The organism is Paenibacillus sp. FSL H8-0260 (genome assembly GCF_045040625.1).
GTDB classification, from domain to species: Bacteria; Bacillota; Bacilli; order Paenibacillales; family Paenibacillaceae; genus Paenibacillus_AQ; species Paenibacillus_AQ odorifer.
Window position 1 is genome coordinate 2,174,374 of the sequence record NZ_CP150298.1, and the last position, 26,654, is coordinate 2,201,027.

A 26,654-nucleotide genomic window follows, 5' to 3' on the forward strand; every position below is an offset into this window, starting at 1 on the left:
ACACATGAAACGTCTGGTGATGTTTGAATTACGTAAAATTATGATTCCCAGAGTCTGGATTTCTATAGCTGGAAGTATTGCATTAGCCATTTTTTGTTTTGTTAGTTTCTACCCATCCGGTACGGATAGTCTATTGGTTGTAAACAAGGAAAAGCCTGAAGCTATCGCCGCTCATCTAGGACCGATTCAACCAGATTTAGCTTTGAAATACGCACCTAGACTCAAAGAAGAATATGCTGAAGACAGCGCTTGGCCCAAAGAGGAGAAGATGAAACGAATTCTGGAGCAACACTATGCTGGTACAGCTTATATGGTAGATCAATTCAACAGAAATTTAACAGAGCTGAGAGAGCAGAAGGTTTTAATGGAGAGGCAAGAACCAGGATCTTATGCGCTAAGAGATGTTACTAAAAAGCTCTCCATGCTGGAGGAGGGAAAACCACGGGGGTTTTATGTAACTGAGGACTGGGACTTATTACATATATTTTTTTCGAGCTCGCCTGGCGTCGGGGATCTTTTGATCGGTCTTATTCTAGTATTTGCACTGGCCTCCTTGTTCTCCGGCGAGGAAAACTATAGAATGGATGCACTTATTCTATCTAGTAAATACGGAAGGTTGAAGATTGTTGCGGCAAAACTATTAGCTGGATTTATAGTTACGTTTGTCTGGGTTACTCTTTTTTACGGGATTTGCACATTGCTGGCCTGTTTACCGTTCGGCTTCGTGGGCTGGAATGCCCCGCTGAATAGTTACTTTTATTTTGATGAGACTCCATATGCCTTAACCCAGCTGCAGGGATTTGCCCTGAAATATGCTGTAACCTTGCTGGCTGCATGTGGTCTATTGTTATTGACGGCGCTGATATCCGCTTTGTGTCGGAGTAGCTTAAGCAGTCTTGGACTGGCAGCATTCGTAGTTATTCTTCCCCTTTTCTCTTTGCCTGGAATGTTGGGCAAAATAATCTCTTTTTTGCCGTCAGGTGTAATGGTCAGCAGATCCTTAATCGAAAAATATGTATCCTATAACATTTTTGGCATCCCTATATTACATCTACCCTTGTCAATCCTTTCGGTGATAATCATAGGTATACTTGCTATAATGCTTATCCCCAAAGCTTTCGAACGTCGATTAAAGGTCTAAGTAGTAGATACGTCCAGATCGTTCCCGCTATGAAGTGGGGCGATCTTTTTTTGTTCTTCTTGTGAAAAAGGAGAGCAGTATATTTACGAATTAGACATTTCACCCGATAGTTAAGACAAAGGGGAATCACGATAAACCTGGCAAAGAGAGCAGGAACCCCTTACCGATAAGAACGAAAGGGATTATTAAAATGAAGATAATGAAGCTATTGGTACTAGGTCTTATCTCAGGGACAATTGTGACATGCGGCAACGTAAGTTATAGAGTTCATGCTGACACGACAACGTACGAGAATACAGAGACATATGAAGAAGTGGACGAGGACGTTGAGGAGGATCCGGGATCTTCACTGTTCACTGACATTCAAGGTCACTGGTCCGAGCCTTGGGTGCGTTGGGCGTTGGACAACCAATTGATGGTTGGTTATGATGATGGGAGCTTTCGACCGGATCAGCCGATTACGGAAGCGGAATTTTTGAAATTATTTTATCTTTCTTTCGGCTATCCAAAGGCTACTAGCATAGGCGAAGAATGGACAGCAGCACCGTATAGAATGGCTAAGTGGTGGAATCATCCAGTTACTGGACTACAATATCCAGTGGCAAGATCGGCTCCAATCACCAGAATGGCCGCCGCAAGGTTAGTTGCATCAGGTCTAGGGATGAATTACAACGACACGGATTCCGTGGTTTATTTGCTGGGTAACTCTCTACTTCCACTTCCCGGAGAGCCAACTTTAGTAGGTTTCAGAGGAAATCTCCCGCTTACAAGAGCAGAGGCTATACAATGGATGAGAATGCTCAAGCTTAAGGGAATATATACTGTGAATTCTCGTCCAGAAGGACGATCGGATCGGAGTCACTTACCGTCATTACCGGAACAGGGTACAGGTTTGAAGGATTTTATAGCGGTTCCGGTTACCGATCGTGATTTCGGAATAGCGGATAGTGGACGTAATCTTTTTATTGATTTTGGGAGTTCAAGAATGTTAGTAGGGGAACATTACGGGGATTCAACAGGTCAAGATGTATTCAATAATGAAATGTATAAAGAAGTATCTGTACATTATGATACCGAAGGTCGGCTGAACGCTTGGAAAATAGACAAAGATAATGAGCGCATTGATCCAATCCATATAGGTACATTGAACAATATTCGACCTGGGATAAGTACATTGGAAGATGTGCTAAAGGCATACGGTACATACGTTGCAGTGGATAACGAATACGGGATTATAATGAGTTACTGGTTTGAGAACAAGGGTGGAGTGTATGAGCCCCGATTGTCACCTTTTGAAATGGATAATATGGAGGGTGGGTTCTATATAGGCTTCATTATTGACAAACAATCTCTGAAAGTTCAAACCATACTCATATCTACAGCTCAGCAGGCAATGAATCCTACGGATATATAGGAATTGTACTGGAACCTTATTCATTCTTTAAAATGTGACGGCATGTCTTTCTGAGGCAGCCGTCTTTTGTTTTATAATTTTTTTCACCTCATAAGCTAACATTCCGAGAACTTTATCGTTATACATACGAAGGGAGGTGCAGGATGAAGCCCGGGCAGCTACATCAGATACTTCAACCTAAAATGTTAGAAATTCAAAAATACTTGATTCGTCTCGGGGCACCTGCAGCCGACGCTGAAGATATCGTACAGGATACGGTTTATAAGGCTCTTTTGTATATTGATTCCATTGATGAGAACAAATTCAGTGCATGGTTATATAAAGTAGCGATCAATCGCTACTATGATCTGTGCCGCCGCCGCAAGCGGATAGTCATTCCTATTGACTATGTAGATGTGCCGGATATGGAATTGCCAGAGGATCATGTGCTGTTAAAAGAGAAACGGGAAGACATCGAAAGAGTGTTGGATGAGCTTCTACCGCTCCATAAACAACTCATTATTATGAAGTATGAGCTGGAGCTGTCCTATCAGGAGATAGCTGAGCTTCTGGGAATTACGACAGATACAGTGAAATCGGCATTGTTTCGTGCCCGCAAGCAATTTCAAAAAAAGTATAGAGGTGAAGCGGAATGACAGCTCCATGGGAACAAAAGGATGATCAGAACCTTTCAATAGTAATTAAGAAGGCAAAACGAAAAACAATGATTCGAAACACAATCATTTCTCTAGTGGTGACGGTTATAGTATTATTCGGCGGGATGCTGGGTAACGCCCATCTGACAAGCTGGTTGGCGATGCGTGGTTTGGATGAAGAGAGGATCATGATGAAGATTAGCAGTCCTAACCTTCAGGAGTTGAGAACTGAGCTTGATTTAGGGTTTCTATCGGGTAAAGTTGAACTGAGCACTTACAAAGTTGTTGAGGGTGTGCCCATCGTATGGGATACTAAAAAACTGTATTTCGATATGGGCAGCCGGTTTTCTCTGCTTAATAGGGGATACTCTAGTATAAATGTTCCTGACCCGGTAATGACACAGCAAAATTATGAATACTACCGAGGATATAACAGTCAAAATGGTCAGCGGGAAATGATGTTTTATGTGCCTGGAGTGAATTATAACGAAAAAGTGCTAAATGACCTGCCTTCACTCGAACATATGGAACCTGGCAAGCTCGTAGAAATGGCTGTTTCTTTTGATAAAAGCTACACTCAGGCAGAGGTAGAGAAGATGCTGCCGGCGGGTTTGTCACAGACTTGGTATTGGGTAGATACGTATGACAATAAAAAGAACCTTGAGTTTATTAGGAATGACAGCAGCCCGAATAAATATGCCTTACCGGAATCTGCTAGACAAGTATATGGCTACGGTGGGGAATGGGAAGGGTTATTTAAGCCGAAACCAGAGGATTTTTTACAATCCTTAACCTATGGGCTTCAGATGAAGGGCAAGCATTACGGAGAGTTTGAGCGAATCTCGAATTACTTGAAAAAGGATAAAGCGGCGCCGGACGCCAGTGATGTACAGCTATTGGGAGTTGTCGTTACTGGAACTGCGAAAGAGCTGCAAAGCCTCAAAGGAAAACCCTATGTAAATACGGCAGTTCTCGGCGCGATTGTGGATAAATATTAGATCAATATAGTAAAAAATGCTGGAGGGGTTATTCTATATGTGGATTTTCTACGAAAAGAGACGATCTCTCCTTCATTTTCAAAAATGCAAGGGAAAGAGCAGCGATTCATCCTCCTATTGGATCTTCGCTGCTCTGCGTTTTTGATTATCCGCGATCTGCTTCAGTAGTAGATTGAAGGCAAGGCAAAGCCTGCTGACCTTAAGCGGCAATTTGTCTATGACGTGACGCAGAAATCGCAGAAATCGCTGGTATCTTCGATTGTTTTCAGATGTCCAAATACGCTTCCGACTCTATAATTAGGGGATTTCTCCCTATAATTCTTAGATATTTGGTCATCTAACTTATAATTAGGGAAAACCTCCCTGTAATTTACCTGATTTGGTGAAAAATAAAGGAATCACCTCGATTTTTAGGGAGAAATTCCCTCATTATGCTCTTTTTTAGCGAATTTCGGCTATTTTTAGGGAGTATTTCCCCAATTACACTAAAGCGCACACCGCACACCGCACACCGCACACCGCACACCGCACACCGCACACCGCACACCGCACACCGCACACCGCACACCGCACACCGCACACCGCACACCGCACACCGCACATATCCCATGGGTTAAGTAAGAATCCATCCATTGTATAGCCAATTTTTTTAAAAAAAAGCCGCCCTATAAGTAGAATTCTCTACTTTTTGGACAGCTTCTTTTTAATCAGTTCACAACCTGCTCAAGCTAAGTCCATTTCGCGGACCAAAGCTTCATTTCCTTCAAAATTTGATGTAAATCCTCACCTTTGGGAGTAAGCGAATATTCTACCGTAACAGGAACAGTCGGAAATACGTGACGTTCAAGCACACCATGCTCCTCCAGATGGCGCAACGTAGTGGTTAGTGCGCGGGGAGAAACATTAGTGATTTTTCGTTGCAGTGCCCCAAAACGCTGCGTGCCGTCGAATAGCTCTCTGAGGACAAGAAAGGCCCATTTTCCACCTAATACTTCAAGTGTTTTTTCAACATTACATTCAATAGTAACAGGGGTTTTGGGGATATAATTATTAGTAGATTTAGCTGTCTTCAAGGTATCTCCTCCTGTTTGTGAAGCTACTATACTCTAGTATAGTAACTACACTAGAGATCATATAATAAACTAATTTTCACTTCTTTCTATTATATACAAACTATTCTAGAATGAATATGAGTGCTAAGCAACCTGCCAAAATCAAACACGGAACTATGGAGAGGAGCAGTTATTATGAAATATCGCAGATTAGGTGGAACCGGTTTAAAAGTTAGTGAGATTAGTTTGGGAAGCTGGCTGACATACGGAGGCTATGTGGAAAGAGATAATGCTGTTAATGCCATTGAAACCGCTTACGACTTAGGCGTGAATTTTTTTGATACTGCGAATGTTTATGAAAAAGGTGCTGCCGAGAAAGTACTAGGTGAGACTTTACGTAACTACTCTCGTGAGTCCTATGTATTAGCTACTAAAGTATACGGGGAAATGGGCTCGGGACCTAACGACCGTGGACTATCCCGCAAACATATCACGGAACAGTGTCATGCTAGCTTGAAACGTCTCGGAGTAGAATACGTGGATATTATGTATTGCCACCGTTTTGATCCGGAAACTCCAATTGAAGAGACCTTACGTGCGCTAGATGATCTGGTTCGGCAAGGCAAGGTATATTATGTCGGTGTTAGTGAGTGGACGGCGGCGCAAATGACCGATGCGTTAGCTGTAGCAGACCGCTATTTGCTAGATCATATTGTTGTTAATCAGCCGATTTATAATATGTTTAACCGTTATATTGAGAAAGAGATTATTCCGCTCGGCGAGCGCCGTGGGATTGGACAGGTGGTATTTTCTCCACTGGCTCAAGGGCTGTTAACTGGAAAGTATAACACGGACATCCCTGAGGATAGCCGTGCTGCTAAGCTGGATCGATTAAAAGATTCGATTACAGAAGAAAAGATTGAAAAAGTCCGCCAATTGAGTGGGATCGCCACGGAACTGAATATTTCTGTTGGGAATTTGGCTTTGGCTTGGATTTTGCGTCAACCTAATGTAGCTAGTGCGCTGGTGGGTGCCAGCCGTCCGCAGCAGGTCGAAGAGAATGTTAAGGCTTCAGGTATTGAGCTTTCGGAAGAGATTTTGAAGCAGATTGAGGAGATTCTGGAGTAGTTGTTAGCTTCATAAAAAAGGAGACATACTCATGGCGAAAGTAGTTGTTACAGGCGGCAGTGGAATGTTGGGCAGATGGGTGGTCCGGCATTTTGTAGAGCAAGGGTATGAGGTTGTGAATGTAGATACGCAAAAATCCGCAGATTCTTTGTGCCAAACGATGATTGCTGATTTGAATAATTTGGGTGAAGTATATGGTGTGCTCGCAGGCGCTGATGCAGTTGTACATTTGGCTGCAATCCCAGCTGCAAATATAAAGACAAGTGAGGTTACCTTTCAAAATAATGTAGTATCTACCTATAACATTTTGGAGGCTGCAGCGGGTCTCGGGATTCGGAAAGCAGTGATTGCTTCCAGTGAATCCTCTTACGGAATCTGTTTTGCGGTTAATCCTTTGGGGCCGAAGTATGTGCCTATGGATGAGGAGCATCCACAGTTACCTGAAGACAGCTACGGTCTGTCTAAGGTTGTGAATGAGCAAACCGCTGAGATGTTCTATCGCAGAAAGGGTATACAGGTCGTTTCCCTAAGAATCGGAAATGTTATTGATCCATCGGCGTATGAACGTTTCCCTTCCTTCATTCATGATCCGGCGCAGCGCGATCGTATTCTATGGAGTTATATTGATACACGGGATGTAGCAACAGCTTGCCAATTGGCAATCGAAACGGATGGATTGGAAGCGGTTGCTCTTAATATATGTGCAGATGAGACCAGCATGGCTGTTCCTAGCAGAGAGCTAATGGCCGCACGTTATCCAGAGGTGACGGATTTCCGCCAGCCGCTGGAGGGTCACGAGTCGCTACTCAGTAATGAGAAGGCCAAAAAGCTGCTAAATTGGCAGCCGAAGCACGTATGGCGAGATTATGTTAACCAGTAAATAACGAGCCGGATTCACTATAAGGAGCGTGCAAAATGAAGGTCTTATTTATCGGAGGTACGGGATTAATTAGTCAGGCTGTATCCCCGTTGGCTGTAGATCAAGGAATCGAGCTGTATTTGTTCAACAGAGGACAGCGGGATGAATTCGTTCCAGAAGGTGCAAAAGTAATTAAAGGAGACATTCGTAATCCGGCAGAAGCCGCATTAGTATTACGAGATTACGAATTTGATGTAGTGGTAGACTGGATTGCTTTTACACCGGAACATGTGCAGGCAGACATTGACCTGTTCACAGGTAAAACGAAGCAGTACATTTTTATCAGCTCAGCCTCTGCTTATCAGAAACCGCAGCGTAATTATGTAATCACAGAAGAGACACCGCTGGAGAATCCTTATTGGGAGTATTCGAGGAATAAAATTGCGTGTGAGCAGCTGTTGATGGAAGCTTACAAGGCGAACGGATTCCCGGTTACGATTGTTCGTCCTTCCCATACCTATGGAAATACAGCCATCCCTGCGGCACTCACAAGTGGCCAGCATCCTTGGTCACTGATCGATCGTATCCGCCGCGGCTTACCTTTAGTTATACATGGAGATGGAACCTCTTTGTGGACACTGACACATAATTCGGATTTTGCCAAAGGTTTCGTTGGGTTGCTTGGACATCCGGAAGCGATAGGCGAGGCCTTTCATATAACTTCCGACGAGGTATTAAATTGGAATCAGATTTACGCGGCCATCGGACAAGCGGCAGGTGTGGAAGCTAAAGTGGTGCATATCTCCACAGACTTTATCACAGCCTTTTCCCCTCCAGGGACAGCGGATGGTTTGGTCGGTGATCAAGCGGTAAGCAGTGTTTTTGATAATAGCAAAATCAAACGTTTCGTGCCTGACTTCCAGGCTACTGTGCCTTTCTGCGAAGGGATCAAGCAGTCGGTTGCTTGGTTCGAGGCTCATCCTGAGCAATGTACGGTCGATGCGGAATGGTCTGCGTTACTTGATAAGTTGATCGAGAGACATGGAATTGAGGCCAAACCTCTTTCATTCTACGCATAAGGTATATACAGTTATATTTAAAGACGGTCTGTTCCTAAGGGAGCAGCCGTTTTTTTAGGTTTGTCTCGTTCAATGTAAGGTTATGGAATGAATCAGCAAATCATGAATATACTCTCACTACCTAAAATTCCGTTGAAAAAGGAGTCCTGGCCATGCCAACCCATCCCTTTGTCTCGCGTTTTTTCGTAAATTCAGATGCACGTCGTGAGAAGTTAATTTATGATCTGCCGGAATCATGGTGGAGCCGTCCCTTTGAATATGAGTGGTGTATTAACTTTATTTCTCCGCATGGTGTTGTGCTGGATGCAGCCTGTGGGATTCCTCATCCCTTGAAGTTTTATTTGGCAGGGGTTTGTGCAGAGGTCTATGCCTGCGATATGGACAGTAGGGTTATTTACCCAAAAGCTATCCAAGAATGTATTGAGAATGAGGTTGGGGAAAAAGCGGCGAAGCAGGTTATCGCTAGAAGAACAAACAATCTGCATTTCGCTCAAGCTAATCTGACGGATCTGCCTTATGAGGATGAAAGCTTTGACACTGTTTTTTGCATATCGGTATTGGAGCATTTGAGCTTTGAGGATACGGTCGGTACTTTACGGGAATTTCACCGGACGTTGAACGAAGAAGGATTATTGGTATTGACATTTGATTATCCAACGGTAAATCTGAGTCTTATGAATGACCTGCTGCTGCAAACTGGATTTCAGTATTGGGGGGAGACAGATTTTGAATTGCCTGCGGATGCTGTGCATACGGATGCGTGGGGTGGATTAAATTGTTTTAGAGCCGTTCTAAAAAAAGCAAAGGAATAACAGGTCTTTCTACTCTTAATTTAGTAACCTCTTTCCAGTATGCTAGGATCATAGCTAACAAAAGATGAGAGGAGGCTGTATTTTTTGAGATTAGGATCGAAGGTTTTGCGTAGAATAGCACTCATTACACTTATGTTATCACTAATAGTTCCTGTGACATCTGCTTCCAGTGCAGCTTCACTATCTTCAGATCCTATAAAGCTTGCTTTTGCGGGTGATATCCTTTTGGACGGTTTTGTTGGCGATCAGATTGCTAAATATGGGGTGAACTTTCCGTTTGTAAAGGTCGCACCTACGCTGCAAAAGGCTGACATCGCCTTCGCCAATCTGGAGACGCCTGTGTCTATCCGAGGGAAAGCGGCAGAGAAAACCTTTGCCTTCAGATCCAAACCAGCAACGTTGGGCGGCTTAACCTATGCAGGGATTGATGGAGTGTCCTTGGCGAATAATCATATTTTGGATTATGGAAAAGACGCTATGCTCGACACGCTGATCCATTTGGATCGAAACAAGATTGGCCATACAGGCGCTGGCAAAGATGAAGATGAAGCGTTCAAGCCTTATACTAAGACGGTAAAAGGGAAAAAGATCGCCATCCTTGGTGTTAGCCGTGTGCTTTCAAATCCTTCATGGTATGCCGGCAAAAACAAACCGGGAGCCGCTTCAGCTTACACCTCGCAGCCTATGCTTAGCGCCATTCAGAAGATGTCCAAGGAGAATGATTTCACGATCGTATATATTCACTGGAATGAAGAGTTTAAGGATTTCCCTGAAAAGTACGCTCGCACACTAGCTAAACAGATGATTGATAGCGGGGCGGATTTAATCCTTGGCGCACACAGTCACTGCCTTATGGGCATCGAATACTATAAGCACAAGCCCATTTATTATTCACTTGGGAATTTTGTGTTTAATCGCTCCACACGTGGTGGGGAAAAAACACTTAATTCTATGCTATTGAACGTTGAGATTAAGGACTCCAAGATGACCAGCAAGATTACCCCTGTCAAAATCATTGGCGGACAGCCCAATTTTATGGATGATTCCTACAATAGGAAGACGATTAAGCTCCTGAACACCCTATCTTTTAATGCCAACATAGATGCTAACGGCAGGGTCACGGAAAAGCAGCTTTAATAAATACAAACTCTGATTAGCTATTCACGGATCGCGCTCGATCTCGTTTGAATGCGAAATGTGTGGAGTAACTGTGGAGTACCTATGGAGCACGTATGGAGTATGTATGGAGTACGTATGATGTGGCGTATAGAATACCTATGGAATACCTATGGAGTGACTATGGAGTATGATGTGGCGTATGGAATACCTATGGAGTGACTATGGAGTACCACCGTTGTGTTTGTGAAATAACTGTATTCTATACACTTATTTTATATGTAAAACGGACCATTTTGCTTTTAAGTGTATTCTATGCAACTAAAAACTAGAGAATCGACCTAGAGGGCAATATATCAACAGAATAGTTGCACGAAATACAGCTATATCCATCAGCCGAGCGAGTTACAGAGTTATAGTTGTACAAAATACAGTTAAACTACTAGTTAGTATTGGAACGTCTGCATCAAAAGCAGAATGCAGCAGTATGCAGAGTATTGGAACGTCTGCATCAAAAGCTGACTGCAGCAGTGTGCAAAGTATTGGAACGTCTGCATCAAAAGCTGACTGCAGCAGTATGTAGAGTATTGGGTTTGCAAAAAGGGGGAGATCCATATGGATCTCCCCTTTTTTATGCAGAAGCTAGGTTTGGAATCAGATAATCAGCCCTTCACCGCCCCCGCAACAACACCCTTAACGATGTACTTTTGCAAGAAGATGAATACCACGATCGATGGCAGCACCGCCATGACCATAGCTGTCATCGCATATTGCCAATCTGAGGTATATTGGCCCACGAAGGTGTAGGCAGCCAGTGTCAGCGTTTTGGTATCTGGGGAGCCGTTGACCATGAGCAGCGGGAGCAGGAAGTCATTCCAGATCCACATTACGTCGATAATGACAATGGTTGTTGTGACCGATTTCAGCAGTGGGAAGATGACACTGAAGAACAGGCGGAAGCCGGATGCTCCATCAATCGTGGCACTCTCATCAATTTCAACCGGAATACCCTTGACGAATCCATGGTAGATAAACACGGCGAGTGGAGCACCGAAACCCCAATATAACAACCCAAGTCCCCAAGTACTCTCAGAGAGATTTAAGGTTTTAGCGGTTTGCAGAACGGTCAGCATGATCGATTGGAACGGAATCAGCATCGGCATAATGCAGAGGAAATAAATCACCCCGCTCAGTCTGGATTTCGTCCGTGCCAGCTTGTAGGCTGCTATGGATGAAATGAACACAATACCCAGAAGACCTACACCGGTAATGACAAAGTTGTTCAGGAACAGCTTCGGATAGTTGATAAACTTCCACACGTAGGAATAGTTGCCGAATACCAGATGTTTCGGCAGGGCGATGACATCCGTCATGACTTCGCTAAAGCTTTTTAACGAGTTGATAATCGTCAGAAATAGCGGATATAGAAACAGAAGAGAGAGGATGACCATAACAACCTCTAGAATAATTCGGCCTGCTTTGCGGTTTGTATTCATTATGCCTCAACCTCTCTTCGTTTGAAGAATGCTAACTGGAGAATGGTTACCACCAAGACGGCCAGGAACAGGATAAGCGCTTTCGCTGTACCGTATCCATACAGATTGTTCTGGAAGGTATCCCGGTAGATATCGTAAGCGATACTGTAGGTAGTTCCGCCAGGTCCGCCCCCGGTTAATGACAGGATGACATCGAACACCTTGATCGAATTGGTCAGTGCCATGAACACAGAAATCGTAATGGATGGAGCGAGCAGCGGCAGTGTAATACTGAAGAATTTTCTCATGGGACCAGCGCCGTCAACTGTGGCTGCTTCTTTGAGATCCTCAGGTACAGATTGCAGACCGGCAATATAAATGACCAGATAAAAACCAATCGACTGCCAGATGGAGACGGCCAGTATGGAGACGAAAGCAAGTCCCGGCGTCCCTAGCCAGCTTAGACCAAATATGGACCAGCCTGTACTTTCTCCGAGTGAGTTGAAACCTTGCATAAAGATAAATTTCCAGATAAAACCGACAATGACAAGACTGAGGATATAAGGAATAAAGAAAGCGGCTCTCAGCCAAGGGGTGCTCTTCAGCTTCATGTCCAGAACCAGTGCGAGCAGAATGGCCAGCACGTTAACGAGAACGATGTACAGAATCGCATACTTTATGGTGAACCAGGCTGAATTGGCGAAGTTGGTGTCGCCCATAAAGATTTGTTTGAAATTATCAAGTCCGACAAACTTAGGGTGTTTCGAAATTCCGTTCCATTTGGTCATCGAATAGCGGATAGTCATGGCAAACGGAATGTAGAATGCTACAGCGATACAGATGAGGACTGGGAGAGTGAATAATCCGAATTCTGTTTTCTCGCGCCATCTTTTGCCGAGTGATTTTAACATGGATGCACCTCTTCTTGATTTGTTGGGTGGTAATATCGACTAGGCTTGCCACACATAACCATTCCGGTTAGTCTATATTGTGTATTATAGAGCAGTACCCTATACTCAAAAATGGATTTAAGAGTACAGTTAGGGGTAAAAAGGTGAACTGAAATATTTATAATTAAGCCTGTAAATCGTGGAGGAGGTTGCCGGTCATTATTAAAAAGTGGATCATAAAGCGGTTTGAACCCGTGCTGGAGCTTGTCTCACGCAGGTTGGCGAACAAGCTTATTTTGCTGTTTACAATCATCATTGTGTTGGTGGTGACCTCACTGACATTCATTTCATACGGCATGCTGCGAAAAGAATCGGTGGATAACAGCATCGCCAGTACGAGCAACAATCTGTTGCTTGTCGGCCGGAATCTGGAGAGTTATTTGGACGGCATCGAGCAATTATCCCTGCCGCAAATATCGTATGACGAGATCACCTATGCGATTTTGCATGAATCGGAGGATTATGCCTCGAAGATGTATGTGGAGGACTACTTGAAGAACCTGTACTTCTCCCGCAATGATCTGGAAGCTATCTACCTGTATGTGATCAAGGAGCACAAGTATTATTATGTCACCAAAGAGAACTACAATATTACCGTGCGGGTCGCCGAGCATCCGTCGATTGAGAATCTTTCCTGGTATAAAAAAGCGCTGGCCAGCCCGTTTAACCGTTCTTACCAGTCTTTTGTAAAAAACCAATCCTCGATGATCAATAGCTCCGACTACCCTATAAATAAGGATAAAAGCTTCATGGGCTACCATCGATTGCTGCGCTCCATAGTCTCCAGGGAGCCGCAGGCGGTGCTCTCCCTTTATTTCAACTCCTCGGTTACGGACGAGATTATGAAGGATATTCCCTTCAGTAAAGGGCAGCACCTAATGTACGTCAGTCCCGATAATGAACCTTTTGTGGTGGATGACCCCGGGTTTTATCAACAGAGTGAACAAGCGGGACTGCTTAAGGAGCTGACACCAGCCTCAGGAGGACGCGTGACGTGGACGGATAAAGAAGAGAAGTATCTAGTGATTTATGACATCAGCAAAAAAGAAGGCTGGAAGCTGATTAAGCCGATTCCCTACAAAGAAATTTATGAAGCGGCCACGACAACACGCAAATTGAACTATTTCATAGGACTGTTATTTTTAATCGTTTCGGTCATCTTGGTCAGCTTTATTTCGAACAAAATAACAAACCCGCTAAAGAATCTGTCGCTGCAGATGAAACGGTTCAGTACAGGCAGCTTTGACGCTGAAGCACAGGTTGAAGGAAAGGATGAAATTGCCTATCTGTCTCGCCACTTCAATAAGATGGTGGAAAAGACGAATGAGCTGATCAATGAACGGTACAAAATGAAAATTGTCGAGAAAAATGCTGTACTCAAAGCACTGGAAGCTGAGATCAATCCGCATTTCTTATATAATGCCCTGCAAGCCATTTCCACCAAGGCGCTGAAAAACAACAATGATGATATTGTCGATATGGTCGATAATCTTGCTATGACGCTGAGATACTGCATTAGCGGTAAAGATGTGGTTCATGCCAGAGAGGAATTAAAGCATATTGAGCGTTATTTAGCGCTGCAGAAGGCCCGTTTTGGAAACAGAATGCAGGTGGCCTACCAGTGGGAAGACCCTTTGCTTGAGCTGGAAATTCCGAAGCTGTCCATTCAGACCCTGGTAGAAAATTGCATCAAGCACGCGCTGGAAAAAGTGTCCACAACGATCACAATTACCATTGAAGCGCATATGACGCCCAGCCATACGGTTATTTCAGTGACGGATGACGGGCCGGGGTTTAGCGGGGAGCGGCTGGAGCAAGTGAGAAGTTCTCTTCAAATCCAGTGGGAAGATCAGGGCGGAGAGAACGCTGCTGAAAGTGACACGGAAAGCATCGGACTGAAAAATTTGAACACGCGGCTGAAGCTTTTGTATGGTGAGGCTGCGGGTTTGGCCATTACCAGTGATGCTGGCGGAACAAAGATGGACATGCGGTTACCGCGGGGAGGGATTAACCATGTATAAAGTATTGATTATAGATGATGAGGAACCGTTGCGTGAGGCGATCAACATCCTGGGAGACTGGAAAGGACTAGGTGTCGATCAGGTACTGGAGGCTACGGATGGAAGTATGGGCCTAGCCATGCTGCGTGAGCAAAAGATCGATCTCGTATTGGTCGACATGAAGATGCCGGAGCTGAACGGAAGTGAGCTGCTGCAGATCGTGGAGAAGGAGTTCCCGGAACTGCTGACGATTGTAATCAGCGGCTACAATGATTTTGAATATACCCGCCAGGCTATCCGTTCTAAGGTAGTTGATTATTTGCTGAAGCCGGTCAACCGGGGGGATTTGAATGCGGCCTTACGTAAAGCTATCGATGTGCTGGAGGCTAAACGCAAGAAAGAAAGCGAGTTCATCAACAGGAACATTACGCTCAACATGTCTCTGCCGAAGCTAAAAGAGAAAATCTATCTGTCGATCATTGAGCGCAGCTTCAAAAATCAGTCCAACGAGGCTTTTCTGCCGTTGATCGGCGCCGATACGACCGGAAACTATTTTGCTGCGGGTGTACTGCGGGTGCTCAATTTGGAACAAGTACGTCGTAATCGCTTCCATGAGGACCGGGATTTGCTTCATTTTGCCGTCACAAATGTGATTAATGAGAATAGCGATGAGCATTTTCAGGCCTTCAGCTTCGCCAGCCATAAGGGAGAACGCGAGTTTATCGCCATCTTCACGATGAAAGGCGGCTATGAGGAGGACGCAACTTTCCGCTCTTTACATCATATGAAGAAGTTAGTCTCGACGCTGAAAGAGCTATTTGGAATTGTTGTTGCCGGAGGAATCGGACAGCCCTATGGTGACATCATGGCGCTTGCTCAATCCTATGAGACTGCCAAAGCCTCTCTCGACGGGATTGACCTCCTGACGCTGAAGGGAGCGATTGTCACAAATAGCAGCAACGATACTTCCCAGGGAAAAGATAATCCTTCCTTGACGGGGCGCATGCCCTTGATTCGCAACGCACTGGAGAGCGGGAATATCAATCATGCCAAAAGTATTTTAAGCGGATTCACTAAGAAATGGGAGGCTTCCGGACGTTTTAATCTGGGCGAGGCTGACCGGCAGATAGAGGAATTTATTATTTTGCTGAACGATATTGCCACGGAGCTGGATGCGATCCCCGAACGTATCCGTGGTGGTAAAGATAAAGGATTGCGTGGGTTAGGCATCGGGAGCGATTTTGCTTCCTTTGGCGAATTTGAGCGGGTGCTGAGCGGGATTCTAGATTGCTATGGCAATGAAATCAGCAAAAGCCTTGCTGGCAATCGCCCCAGCGTACTGGAAAATATTAAAGCATACATTGATAATCACTATTTTGAGAATATTAAAATATCGATGTTCACGGATAAATATTTCCTGAGCAGAGAATACTTGATGAAACTTTTTAAAGGGCAATATGGTTATGGCATACATGAGTATGTACAAAAGGTAAGAATGGACAAGGCAAAGGAGCTGCTATCCACCCCCGACTTGAAAATCCAAGACATTTCCGAGATGTTGGGATACAAGGACAAAAATTATTTCAGCAAGGCGTTCCGGAATTATTATGACTGTTCACCTTCTGAATATCGGGTTCTGCTATTGAACGGGGAGGAGTGAAGCGGTTACATGAACACACTTTTTTACCCTAATAAGTTCACTTATGTACATTCTTATCCTTTTTCTTTTTCTTTAGAATTGTCTCAAGACCACTAGATGCATAGGAAAAGGGGGCAACATCATGTTAAAAAGATTTATGGCTTTATCTGCGAGTCTGCTGCTCGTCGGCGGATTACTGGCGGGTTGCGGCGGAAACAACAATGCCGCTAACAATAGCGGAACAGGGAATACTCCTGCCACAGATTCTGGCAAGCCGGTCACGATTAATATGTTCACCGCATCACCCGAGTACACTGATGCTTTTAACGCTTATATTGCCGAGTACAAGAAAGTTAAACCGAATGTGACGATTAATCTGGAGATTATGCAGGCTGACTACAATACGGTGCTCAAATCGAAGATTGCTGCGGGAAGTACACCTGACGTATTCCAGACCACAGCGGGCGGAGATATTGATACCTTTGCGGAGTATAGTGCTGACCTAACTAAGGAGCCACTGGCTGCGGCGATGACCGATGCAGTGCGTTCTAACATGAGTTCTTCGGACGGTAAAGTGCTCGGTCTTCCGGTAAAAGGAAATCTATTCGTCCTGATGTACAATAAGAAACTGTTGGCTGACGCTGGGATTACAGAAGTTCCTAAGACAACAGCCCAAATGGACGATGCGATTACTAAGCTTGAAGCTAAAGGCATTACACCTTTTGCCAACGCTTATAAAGAGTGGTGGGTATGGAAACACATCTTCCAACACTTCGTAGATGCGGCAGCCCAAGATGCAGGTACGGATGCTAAGACACTAGTAAACGATTTTATTGCCGGAAAAACCACGATCAAGGATCACCCGGTGCTGTACAATAACTTCTTCACCTTCGTTGATACCACTGTTAAACATGGCACAGACAAACCGCTTGAACGGGACAGCAATGCTGAAGTCAGCGACTTTGCATCCGGCAAAACAGCGTTCATGACGGGTAAAGGCGCATGGGATGAAGAAGCCATTAAGAAAATTACACCGGACTTCGACCTGGGTATTATGGGTTACCCAGTCAGCGACAAGGCTGAACAGTCCCAGATCATTACTGGTGCGGATCAAGCCCTGCGTATCAATAAGGATTCTGCTGTAGCTGCTGAGACTATTGAATTCTTCAACTGGCTGTATACTTCTGAATACGGTAAGAACTGGTTCTCTACAGTAGCTAAGGTTATTCCTCCAATTAAGGATGCTCCTATGCCTGACCTGCAAATGCCAAAAGAAATGGAAGAAATCCTCAAAACAGAGAAATCCGGCGACCTGTCCGTGAACTACTCTCTGGATACCTTCCACCAAAAATTTGGTGAGCTCATGCAGGCTTACATCGGCGGCAGCAAAACTAAGGATCAAGCTATCGATGAAATTCAAAAAGCTTGGATTCAATTCGGATCGGCAGAATAATTAGGTTCAGATCAGGGGCGGGCTCCAAGGTAAGATTCACTTACTGGAGAACCGTCCCTTTTTTACATGTTATATAATCATAAGAAGATACTGAGACAAAGTCAGGAGGTACATTATTGTGAATAGCAAAATGATTGAAATCATTGAAAATGGACTATATCTTACGATTGAAGTTACGGAAGATCAGGATGTTCGGCTGTTGCATTTTGGAGCGGCACCTTTGGAAGCAGCCATAGCGGATAAGAACAAGCAAGGCTTCCGGCTGCTGGAGCTGCAATTATCGGGCGAAGACCGCGCCGAATATCACGGGCGTACACACCGAGCATCCTATCCGGGTCTTCGGATGGTATATGCGGGGCACAGCGATAAAGTGAATGCGCTCGGACGTAAACTGGAGTTTAGCTTGGCTGATCCGATTTCGGGAATCCAGGCAGTGCAGCATTTTCAGTTCTACAAGGGTGTGCAAATCGTTCGAAGCTGGACAGTGCTAAAGAATGCTGGAGAAGCTGAGGTGGCAGTGGAATACATCTCCTCCTTTGCTCTTACAGGTGTAGACAAAGAGGGAGGCGGGGAGCGCAATGATAAGATTGAAGTATCCCTTGCTCACAGCGGATGGCAGAGTGAACTTCAGTGGCGGACCTACCGCCTGCCTGAGCTCGGAATGTATCATTTGGCAGACCGTGGCTCCAAACGAATTGCCGCAAGCAATACAGGCTCTTGGTCAGCAGCGGAACTTCTGCCGATGGCGGTTTTGCATAATAAGGAGAGCGGGACAAGCCTGTTCTGGCAGATTGAGCATAACGGCTCCTGGCATTGGGAGCTGACGGATCAATACGATCAGCTTACACTGCTGGTCAGCGGACCTACAGAACATGACAACCATTGGTGGCTGAAGCTAGCTCCCGGTGAAGAGTTTACCTCGGTGCCGGTAGCCGTGGGTGCTGTGCAGGGAGGATTCCAGGGCGCGGCTGAACAGCTTACGTCATATCGCCGGATGATCCGCAGACCTAATGAGGATAATGAGCTGTTGCGGATTATTTTTAATGACTATATGAATTGCCTATGGGGAAGCCCAACGACTGAGAAGCTACTGCCTTTAATTGATGCTGCCGCAGAAGTAGGTTGTGAATATTTCTGTATTGATGCTGGCTGGTATGCACCCGGAGAGTGGTGGGATGGTGTAGGCCAGTGGGAGCCTTCCAGCGAACGGTTTCCGGAAGGAATTAAATATGTGCTCGACTATATCCGCAGCAAAGGGATGATTCCCGGACTATGGCTTGAGCTGGAGGTTATGGGCATCAACAGCCCGAAGCTTGCGGAGACTGATGACAGCTGGTTTTTCATGCGGCATGGTAAAAGGGTTAAGGACCGTAGCCGCTATCAGCTAGATTACCGCAACCCGAAAGTCATTGATCATGCAAACGGTGTTATTGCGCGTTTGGTTGAGCAGTACGGTGTAGGATACATTAAAATGGATTACAACATCAATGCAGGCATTGGGACAGAAACGGATGCGGACAGCTTCGGAGATGGGCTGCTACAGCATAACCGCGCTTATCTGGCTTGGTTGGACAGTATCTTTGTTCGTTATCCGAAGCTTGTTATCGAGAACTGTTCCAGCGGGGGAATGCGCATGGATTATGCGATGCTCAGCCGACACAGCATCCAGTCAACTAGCGACCAGGAGGATTATGTACAGTATGCGGCCATTGCCGCAGGTTCTCCGGCAGCACTGACACCGGAGCAGTCCGCAGTTTGGTCTTATCCGCTGCGCGAGGGGGACGATGAGGAAGTCATCTTCAATATGGTTAATGCGCTGTTGCTTCGTGTACACCAGAGCGGTCATTTGGCGGAGCTTGAACCCCACCGCAGAAGTCTAGTTAAAGAAGCGCTGGATTATTACAAAACCATTCGCAGTGATATCCCACACGCCACACCTTTCTGGCCACTCGGCCTGCCGGACAGTGAGGGCGAATGGGTCAGCCTTGGCCTGCGGCGCGGCGAACGACGGTATGTCGCGGTATGGCGGATTGCCGGAGAAGCTGCAAATGTCCAATTGCCGATAGAAGAGCTGAAGGGACTTGAACCAGCGATCGCCTGTGCCTATCCTCAGCAGCATAGCTCAACCTGGAATTGGGATAAATCGGCAGGGGTTTTGACGGTGGCGCTCCCACCAGGAAAAACAGCGAGATTGTTTGAGATTACTTCGTAAAGCTTGCAGCGGGCCTGCTCCCCTTCAGTCTACTGTTGGGGAGCGGTTGCTGTAACTTGGCTTTTTTCACTGCCTTTCTACTTCGGTCAGGTTTGGCCTAGCTGCTGAAAGTATATTTAGAAAAGGCAATACAATGATCGTTTCGAATTCATTATTTTGAGCGTTGGTAACCAGATGACCTCCGTATTTTTCGGTGACACTTTGAATATTTGTTAAGCCGAATCCGTGAAAAGCGGGATTCTCTTTAAAATTATGCTGCACTATAGTACTATAATTGTTCCGTGAGTTGGTGACTTGGATAAACAATGAAGTATCGGTAGTGAAAATTAGCAGCTGAATGAATCTATCTTCTTTTTTGGGAACTCTTGCAGCGGCGTTTAGAGCATTATCTAGCACATTCCCGATTACGGTACATAAGTCAAACCGATCAATATCAATAGCTTCGGCGTGTATATGAATATCATACTTCATAGCAATTTTGTGTTCACAAGCAATATTTAGCGCGTTGCCAATTAAAGAATCAATTACCAAATTACCTGTTGATAGTTTTGGAGAAGGCTGATGAATTTGACCGAGCATTGAATTGATATGATGGATAGATTCCTGAATCTCATTGTTCTGAATACAAGTCCGGACATATACCAATTGCTTGTTCGTATCATGGATAACTTGTTTGATGCTTGTAAGGGAATGTGCGGTTTTTTCATAGCTGATGTGTTGATAATCCATCTGTTTATGTAATTGCAGATTCTCTTTAGTCAGTTTGGTGTTTTCATTAATTTTACCGAATAAAAGGATGGTTTCTCTAATTAGCAGAATAAGCAACATCACGATGACCATTGATAGATAAAGAGTCATCCTCGTTCTTTGAATTGTGCAATCATATAATAGGCGTAGGCTTCTTTAACCTCTTTTGCCTGAGTACGGCCAATAGGAAACTGCTCTTGATTGTGCATGACTACGGAAGTAGCTGTAAACTTATGGACATGTTCTAGATTAACAATAACGGAACGATGAATAAGCATAAATGGACGGTTTAGTTTACTTATATATTCTGAAATTGTACCTGAAATTATGTAATGCTGCGTTGAGGTAATGATCTTTAGCCGGTTTTTAGCCAAGGAATGTTTGATTTTAACAATCGCAATAATGTCAGAATTTTTGATCACCATATGTCCATCTTCAGTTTTAATCATTAGAAACCTATTTACCGAAGAAACGATATAGTTACATAGCTTTATTATCTTTGCCTCTAAACACTCATAGTCTACCGGTTTAATCAAATAATGGAAGGGTTGCACATCAAAGCTGCTCATTACGTACTGCGGATAGTTTGTCAAGAATATAATTTGAACCTCTCGATCCGGAAATGCACGGATTTTTTTTGCAACCTCGATTCCATTTAATCCTCTCAGTTCAATATCCATTAGAAGTATATGAAAAGGATAACTACTCTGTTGATTATAATAGTGAAGCAATTCCTCACCGCAGGTAAAATATTGAGTCTCGAAAGAGTAAGCCGTGCTTTTCATAAGTCTTGGGAGATATTCCTTTAGCAAATCGTGTTCCTTTTTCTCGTCATCGCATACGGCTATGCGTAACAAAGCCATTCCCCCCATAATTTAATTTGTTAATCTTCAGAGATACCAAAACCTGACACGAAACGTCATTCAGCCTCCTATTCCAACCATTAGCTACCAAATTACCCCAAATATTCTTTTATATGATATATTGATAGCGTTATCAATGTCAAACCGAAGCTTGAAAGTAGAAGAGGATATATTCTATGAATGATAAGGATACCCTTAAAAAACTTATCGGATTATTTAAACCGCATAAAAAGAATTTATGTTTTATTTTTCTGCTCTTAATATTTTCTACTTTGATTAGTTCCATTTTGCCGATGTTCAACAAAATTATTATTGATGAAGGATTTATGAAATCAGATGTTAGAATCATTATTTCAACGGCAATCTACATCTTTCTTTTGTCAATGTTCAGTAGCTTTTTAGATTTGCTCAAAGAAAAACGAAGAATAAAAATAGCTTCAAATATTATCTACTCCTTGCATAAAGCTGCATTTAATCGACTTATGAAAGTAAAAGTGAAATATTTCACTGATAAAAACTGCAGTGAAATTTTAAATCGCGTTAGCACCGATATATCGAATATTTCGCAAATAACGGATGGTAGCATGCTTTTTATTGTTAGTCAGTGTTTTAGTTTGGTAGGAGGAGTTATTGGACTTTTTATCATAAGTTGGGAACTTACACTCATTGTGCTTTTTTTAATCCCTATAGAATATTTAATTTTGAAATCGTTTGCTAAAAAAAGAAAGTCTCTTGCGGAGAAATACATCACGAAGGATGGAGAATATTCGCATTGGTTTGAGGATAGTTTGAACGGTGTGAAGGAAACAAGGCTTTTTAATTTATTCATTTTCAAAGAAAAAGAATTTGCAGACAAGCAAAATCAAGTAATAACCTCCCATATGGGAATCAGTTTATTGGATAATTGGCGGATTACTGTGGAGAGATTTCTAATTGGAGGACTAGTTCTTCTTATATATGCTTCTGGATCGACGATGATATTAGATTCAAAGCTTTCGGTAGGAAGTATATTTGCATTTATTACCTATAGCGCTTATGTGACCACTCCTATCTCATCGATGTTGAATATTGGATACTTATTGTCGGGAATAATGCCTTCTGCCCGAAGGTATTATTCATTGCTTGAGGAAGAAATCGAAGCTTGTGATGTAGAATCCGCCAACTATGATGTGAAGCTACTCAACCCTTTTGGGAGCATTCAGTTTGAGAATGTAAGCTTTGCATATGATACTGAACTGATCTTGTCAAATGTGAATTTCACGATTGGCAGCCATGAGAAAGTGGCCATTGTAGGAATGAATGGTTCGGGGAAGTCTACAATCCTAAATTTAATCCAGAGGTTTTACGAACCACTTACAGGACAAATTTTATTTGATGGAGTGGATATTAAGGCTATTAATTTGAATGAATATCGGGAATTAATTTCGACTGTTAGTCAAGAGATATATCTTTTTGACACAACCATCGAAAATAACATAAAACTTTACAGTGAAAACCATGAGGAGCAGTATAGACAGGCTATTGAGGCTACCCAATTCTTAGAGAAGGATACAAGCCGGTTTGAGGATTATGTCGTAGGTTCTAATGGGAACAAGTTGTCCGGTGGACAAAAACAAAAAATCGCGATAGCCAGAGCATTAATAAAAAGCAGGCCTATGGTGATTTTTGATGAAGCGACCTCCAACCTTGATCTTCACTCTGAACAAGCCATCAACCATCTATTAGATACAGCACTCAGTAACAATACAGTGATTATAGTCAGTCATAGGCCGGAAATTCTGAAGCATGTGGATAGAGTAATCTTTTTAGAAAAAGGTCAGGTCTCCGCTATTGGACTTCATGAGAAGTTGTCTTATACAAATGAAAGGTATCGGCGCATCACACAACAGCATCAATTCGTTTAATGGGTTTACCCTTCGAGTGATTTAAATATCAAATATTGATATTTAGATAAATACGATTTGAAAGGAGGAATAGGCATATGAAACAACTTGTAAAAAGAACAAATGCAAATTATGAAACGTTGGAGGCATATGCAGCTTGCAGTGCATGTCCTTGTTATGCATGTACATGCAATGCCAGCGGATCAAACAAAGCAGCCATGAAACAAGTAACCTATACTGGTAACTCCATGAAGATGACTGCTATTGGAATCGGGTAGTAAGTGCAATCTTAAGTATAGCTAAGAGCAGGATGGCTAAATGGCTTTATTAAAAAAGCTGTCCTGCTTCACTTTTAGAGTGGGGGGAGTTCAGATGCCAGTATTTCATTTATTTGAAACGGTAACGGGAAAATATATGTTCGATGCGAATGCAAATACATTTCTTAAATTAAATGAAAGATCTTATCAGGCTTTGTTGAACTATAGAAATTCAAACTTTGAACAAGTGGAACCGGAGATTCAAAACTTATTTGATTCCGGTTTTTTGGCGGAGAAACAGGATTTTGAGATGATTCATCCCATGAGCGACTCTTTGCAGCACAATTTAAGCAGAAGCGTTGGCTCGATAACTTTGCAGATCACGCAAAACTGTAATTTAAGATGCAGCTATTGCGCGTATTCAGGGAGCTACTTACACAGAGTACATACCAATAAGAGAATGAAAAAAGAGGTTGCTTTGAAAGCAATTAAGTTTTTGATTGAGCACTCCGTAGATTCTCCAATTATTAATATTGGATTTTATGGAGGAGAGCCCTTACTGGAAATGGACTTAATAAAAGCTTGTGTTGCTTATGCCAGAGAACAAAGTGAGGGCAAAGAACTAACGTTTAACCTTACTACAAATGCAACTCTAATTACCGACGAAACCTTAGAGTTCTTATCTTCTAATGATTTTAATTTAACGATCAGCCTGGACGGCGATGAAGTCGCGCATGATAGAAACCGAGTTTTTGCGGTAAATAATAAAGGCAGTTTTCAGACTATTATGGATAATATTGAAAATATCAAAAACAAAACACCAGACTATGTTAATAAAGTGATGTTCAATGCAGTAATTGATCCGAATTCGGATTTTAGCTGTTCCACAAACTTTTTTTCCAACTATGAGACCGTAAAAGACTTTGCTGTTATGGCAAGTGATATAGCAAGTAGCTACAAAAAAAGTGAGTCCTTGATCAATGACAGTTTTATCAAGATGTATAATTACGAAGTTTTCAAATTATTTCTTTATAAATTTGATAGGCTTAAGAAAAAGGATGTATCCAAGCTGGTGATGGAAAGCTTTGATCAAATCCAGGAGAATGTCCATAACAGGCTTAGAATCTCTTTCTATGATGTAAAAAAAGATCATCATTCCGGACCGTGTGTTCCAGGAGTACAACGATTGTTTGTGAATGCTGATGGTGCTCTGTATCCCTGTGAAAGAGTTAGTGAAGCATCTAGTGTAATGAGGATTGGGCATATAGATACAGGCTTTGAATTAAATAATATCCGGAACATACTAAACATTGGAACAATAACGGAGAAAGAATGCAAAGAGTGCTGGGCCTTTAGATATTGCACTTCTTGTGCAATGGCCGCCGATGATATCAGTGAGTTTTCTGCTGCCAAAAAGTTAAGTATCTGCAATAAAGTTAGAGAAAACACTGAGAGTTTGTTTAAAGATTATTGCGTTCTAAGAGAGTTAGGCTACGACTTTGATAAAGAAAAAGTGTAATGGGGGAGACAATGGTGAAAAAAAGAGCAATTGTTTATCCATATCATGCAGATTTCGGTCCGGTCGTCAGATTCTCCAATTTACTGGGCAACTATGAGTTTGTTTCATTAATGGCACCTTTAGGTTTTGGACTGAATGAAAAAGATGCAGCGTACAGCTATTATGGTGAGGATTTGGGTATAAAAGTTAAAGATTCTTTTTCAGATGATGAATTTGATGTGTTAATGATTTGTGAATTTGAATGCAGTTTTGAAAAAGTGGTGTTCCCGACAATTATCAAAGCCGCAGAGATGGGGAAAGATATTGTTCTGCTTAACAGATGTGCTGATCATGAAGTTGAAATGGTAAAGAAGGTATGTCTGAAAAATAATGTGGAACTCACAAGTTTTTTTGGAATTGACATTGACAGAACGAAAGTAGAACTTGTTGAGAAAATACTGCTGGATATTAATGTTCCGATAATCTGCGTGGCGAGTCTGATGGAAAAATCCAATAAATTTGATGTTCAGCTTAGCCTAAGGGACTATTTCTTGAAAGAAGGGTACAAAGTAAGTCAAATTGGGACAAAATCTTATTGTGAGATTATGGGATTTCATTCTTTTCCTGATTTTATGTTTAATCATAAAGAAGCGGAGATAGATAAAATATTTCTTTTTAATCACTTCTGTAAATATATTGAATTGAACGAACGACCTGATGTAATGATCATCGGAATTCCAGGCGGGACAATGGTATATAATAATCTGTTTACCAATAGATTTGGCATTACTGCATTCGAGGCGGCTAGTGCAATCCATCCGGATGTCGGTATTATGAACTTGACCTATGATGATTTTAATAGAGAGTTTCTCGATAAGATATGTGTGTCAACAAAGCATAAATTAGGTTTTGATATTGATTGTTTTAATATGTCAAATCATAAATTTGATACGGGCAGAAGCAAACAGGATAAAGAATTGAAGTTTTTTACGGTTGATTCTAAGTTGGTTGATGAAAAAATTGCACAAATATCGCTAGAGTCAAAGGTTCCTCTGTTTAATTCGTTAAATGGGACAGACACTTTGAAATTAGCAGAATGCTGTGAAGCTCTATTGTTACAGGAAAATATGCAAATCGTATAAAAGAAGGGTGATATTTATGGATCTGGATCAAGTGCGTGAACAGATAAACGAAATATTATTCGACGTAATGGGAATGGACAAGATCAAGCTTAATGAAAACTACTTCTATGAGGATTTATTGGGCGAGGCCATGCAGTTCTCACCACGGGATTTGTTGGTTCTATTTGTACATATTGAGGAAAAACTAAAAATACAAATTCCGGAAACCGATATATTAAATGGATGCTTCAACAGCCTAGATCGAATTAATAATACAGTTTGCCGCATTCTACAGGAAAAAAGAATAAGGGAGTTGGTTTAA

General features: G+C 42.9%; 23 protein-coding genes. 18 read left to right on the forward strand and 5 right to left on the reverse strand.

All coding sequences use genetic code 11. The features are described from left to right. Positions 1-4: 4 nt before the first annotated feature. The 4 genes from MHI51_RS09490 (at position 5) to MHI51_RS09505 (ending at position 4,188) form a co-directional block, all read left to right on the forward strand. Positions 5-1,141, forward strand: a complete 1,137-nt coding sequence (locus MHI51_RS09490) for a hypothetical protein (RefSeq protein ID WP_405173813.1) — start codon at positions 5-7, stop codon at positions 1,139-1,141. A 190-nt stretch (positions 1,142-1,331) separates the two neighbouring features. Next, a complete protein-coding gene (locus MHI51_RS09495) occupies positions 1,332-2,555 on the forward strand; it encodes an S-layer homology domain-containing protein (protein WP_342410597.1) in 1,224 nt (407 codons plus the stop codon). 143 nt (positions 2,556-2,698) lie between these two features. Further along, complete coding sequence (locus MHI51_RS09500) at positions 2,699-3,190, forward strand: RNA polymerase sigma factor (RefSeq protein ID WP_036684055.1); 492 nt, start codon at positions 2,699-2,701, stop codon at positions 3,188-3,190. Next, positions 3,187-4,188 carry an anti sigma factor C-terminal domain-containing protein gene (locus tag MHI51_RS09505; RefSeq protein WP_405173814.1) on the forward strand — a complete coding sequence of 334 codons (1,002 nt, stop codon included), beginning with the start codon at positions 3,187-3,189 and terminating at the stop codon, positions 4,186-4,188. Before MHI51_RS09500 ends, MHI51_RS09505 begins: the two co-directional genes overlap by 4 nt. A gap of 728 nt (positions 4,189-4,916) precedes the next feature. On the opposite strand, the gene MHI51_RS09510 is transcribed toward MHI51_RS09505, so the two are convergent. After that, entirely contained in the window at positions 4,917-5,261 is a 345-nt protein-coding gene (locus tag MHI51_RS09510; RefSeq protein WP_036684053.1) for a helix-turn-helix domain-containing protein, read from the reverse strand. Between the two features lie 174 nt (positions 5,262-5,435). On the opposite strand from MHI51_RS09510, the gene MHI51_RS09515 reads away from it, so the two are divergent. From MHI51_RS09515 to MHI51_RS09535, 5 genes are all read left to right on the forward strand, one after another. Continuing rightward, a complete protein-coding gene (locus MHI51_RS09515; protein WP_038569620.1) occupies positions 5,436-6,368 on the forward strand; it encodes an aldo/keto reductase family protein in 933 nt (310 codons plus the stop codon). 31 nt (positions 6,369-6,399) lie between these two features. Next, a complete protein-coding gene (locus MHI51_RS09520) occupies positions 6,400-7,248 on the forward strand; it encodes an NAD(P)-dependent oxidoreductase (protein WP_076191106.1) in 849 nt (282 codons plus the stop codon). A gap of 35 nt (positions 7,249-7,283) precedes the next feature. Continuing rightward, entirely contained in the window at positions 7,284-8,306 is a 1,023-nt protein-coding gene (locus tag MHI51_RS09525) for an SDR family oxidoreductase (RefSeq protein WP_076219055.1), read from the forward strand. Between the two features lie 152 nt (positions 8,307-8,458). Then, positions 8,459-9,118 (forward strand): class I SAM-dependent methyltransferase, encoded by a 660-nt coding sequence (locus tag MHI51_RS09530; RefSeq protein ID WP_405173815.1) that lies wholly within the window; start codon positions 8,459-8,461, stop codon positions 9,116-9,118. Between the two features lie 84 nt (positions 9,119-9,202). Beyond that, positions 9,203-10,255, forward strand: coding sequence for a CapA family protein (locus tag MHI51_RS09535; protein ID WP_256719067.1), 1,053 nt, complete (start codon positions 9,203-9,205; stop codon positions 10,253-10,255). A gap of 641 nt (positions 10,256-10,896) precedes the next feature. Here the strand turns inward: MHI51_RS09535 and MHI51_RS09540 are convergent. After that, complete coding sequence (locus MHI51_RS09540) at positions 10,897-11,730, reverse strand: carbohydrate ABC transporter permease (RefSeq protein ID WP_036684045.1); 834 nt, start codon at positions 11,728-11,730, stop codon at positions 10,897-10,899. Then, positions 11,730-12,620: a carbohydrate ABC transporter permease gene (locus MHI51_RS09545; protein WP_036684044.1), complete on the reverse strand. Its 891-nt coding sequence runs from the start codon at positions 12,618-12,620 to the stop codon at positions 11,730-11,732. The genes MHI51_RS09540 and MHI51_RS09545 overlap by 1 nt, the downstream gene beginning before the upstream one ends. 197 nt (positions 12,621-12,817) lie before the next feature. Between MHI51_RS09545 and MHI51_RS09550 the strand changes: the two genes are divergently transcribed. The 4 genes from MHI51_RS09550 (at position 12,818) to MHI51_RS09565 (ending at position 19,963) form a co-directional block, all read left to right on the forward strand. Continuing rightward, complete coding sequence (locus tag MHI51_RS09550) at positions 12,818-14,680, forward strand: sensor histidine kinase (protein WP_341004247.1); 1,863 nt, start codon at positions 12,818-12,820, stop codon at positions 14,678-14,680. Next, positions 14,673-16,319: a response regulator gene (locus MHI51_RS09555; protein WP_076276436.1), complete on the forward strand. Its 1,647-nt coding sequence runs from the start codon at positions 14,673-14,675 to the stop codon at positions 16,317-16,319. The genes MHI51_RS09550 and MHI51_RS09555 overlap by 8 nt, the downstream gene beginning before the upstream one ends. Positions 16,320-16,440: 121 nt before the next feature. After that, positions 16,441-17,751 (forward strand): ABC transporter substrate-binding protein, encoded by a 1,311-nt coding sequence (locus MHI51_RS09560; protein ID WP_076220100.1) that lies wholly within the window; start codon positions 16,441-16,443, stop codon positions 17,749-17,751. A gap of 130 nt (positions 17,752-17,881) precedes the next feature. Further along, a complete protein-coding gene (locus tag MHI51_RS09565) occupies positions 17,882-19,963 on the forward strand; it encodes a glycoside hydrolase family 36 protein (RefSeq protein ID WP_076276446.1) in 2,082 nt (693 codons plus the stop codon). 66 nt (positions 19,964-20,029) lie between these two features. Here MHI51_RS09565 and MHI51_RS09570 read toward each other — a convergent pair whose 3' ends face one another. Together MHI51_RS09570 and MHI51_RS09575 are read right to left on the reverse strand one after the other, a co-directional pair. Then, a complete protein-coding gene (locus MHI51_RS09570) occupies positions 20,030-20,821 on the reverse strand; it encodes a sensor histidine kinase (RefSeq protein ID WP_081387445.1) in 792 nt (263 codons plus the stop codon). After that, positions 20,818-21,567 (reverse strand): LytTR family DNA-binding domain-containing protein, encoded by a 750-nt coding sequence (locus MHI51_RS09575; protein ID WP_076219787.1) that lies wholly within the window; start codon positions 21,565-21,567, stop codon positions 20,818-20,820. The genes MHI51_RS09570 and MHI51_RS09575 overlap by 4 nt, the downstream gene beginning before the upstream one ends. Before the next feature lie 182 nt (positions 21,568-21,749). Between MHI51_RS09575 and MHI51_RS09580 the strand changes: the two genes are divergently transcribed. From MHI51_RS09580 to MHI51_RS09600, 5 genes are all read left to right on the forward strand, one after another. Continuing rightward, the gene (locus MHI51_RS09580) at positions 21,750-23,477 is read left to right on the forward strand and encodes an ABC transporter ATP-binding protein (RefSeq protein ID WP_076219788.1); all 1,728 of its coding nucleotides are present in this window, start codon (positions 21,750-21,752) and stop codon (positions 23,475-23,477) included. A 77-nt stretch (positions 23,478-23,554) separates the two neighbouring features. Continuing rightward, positions 23,555-23,734, forward strand: coding sequence for a CLI_3235 family bacteriocin precursor (locus MHI51_RS09585; protein WP_036684027.1), 180 nt, complete (start codon positions 23,555-23,557; stop codon positions 23,732-23,734). Between the two features lie 40 nt (positions 23,735-23,774). Next, the gene (ccpM, locus tag MHI51_RS09590; protein WP_218640429.1) at positions 23,775-25,232 is read left to right on the forward strand and encodes a Cys-rich peptide radical SAM maturase CcpM; all 1,458 of its coding nucleotides are present in this window, start codon (positions 23,775-23,777) and stop codon (positions 25,230-25,232) included. An 11-nt stretch (positions 25,233-25,243) separates the two neighbouring features. Beyond that, a complete protein-coding gene (locus tag MHI51_RS09595; protein WP_076219790.1) occupies positions 25,244-26,353 on the forward strand; it encodes a TIGR04066 family peptide maturation system protein in 1,110 nt (369 codons plus the stop codon). Positions 26,354-26,369: 16 nt separating this feature from the next. Next, the gene (locus MHI51_RS09600) at positions 26,370-26,654 is read left to right on the forward strand and encodes a hypothetical protein (protein ID WP_036684022.1); all 285 of its coding nucleotides are present in this window, start codon (positions 26,370-26,372) and stop codon (positions 26,652-26,654) included.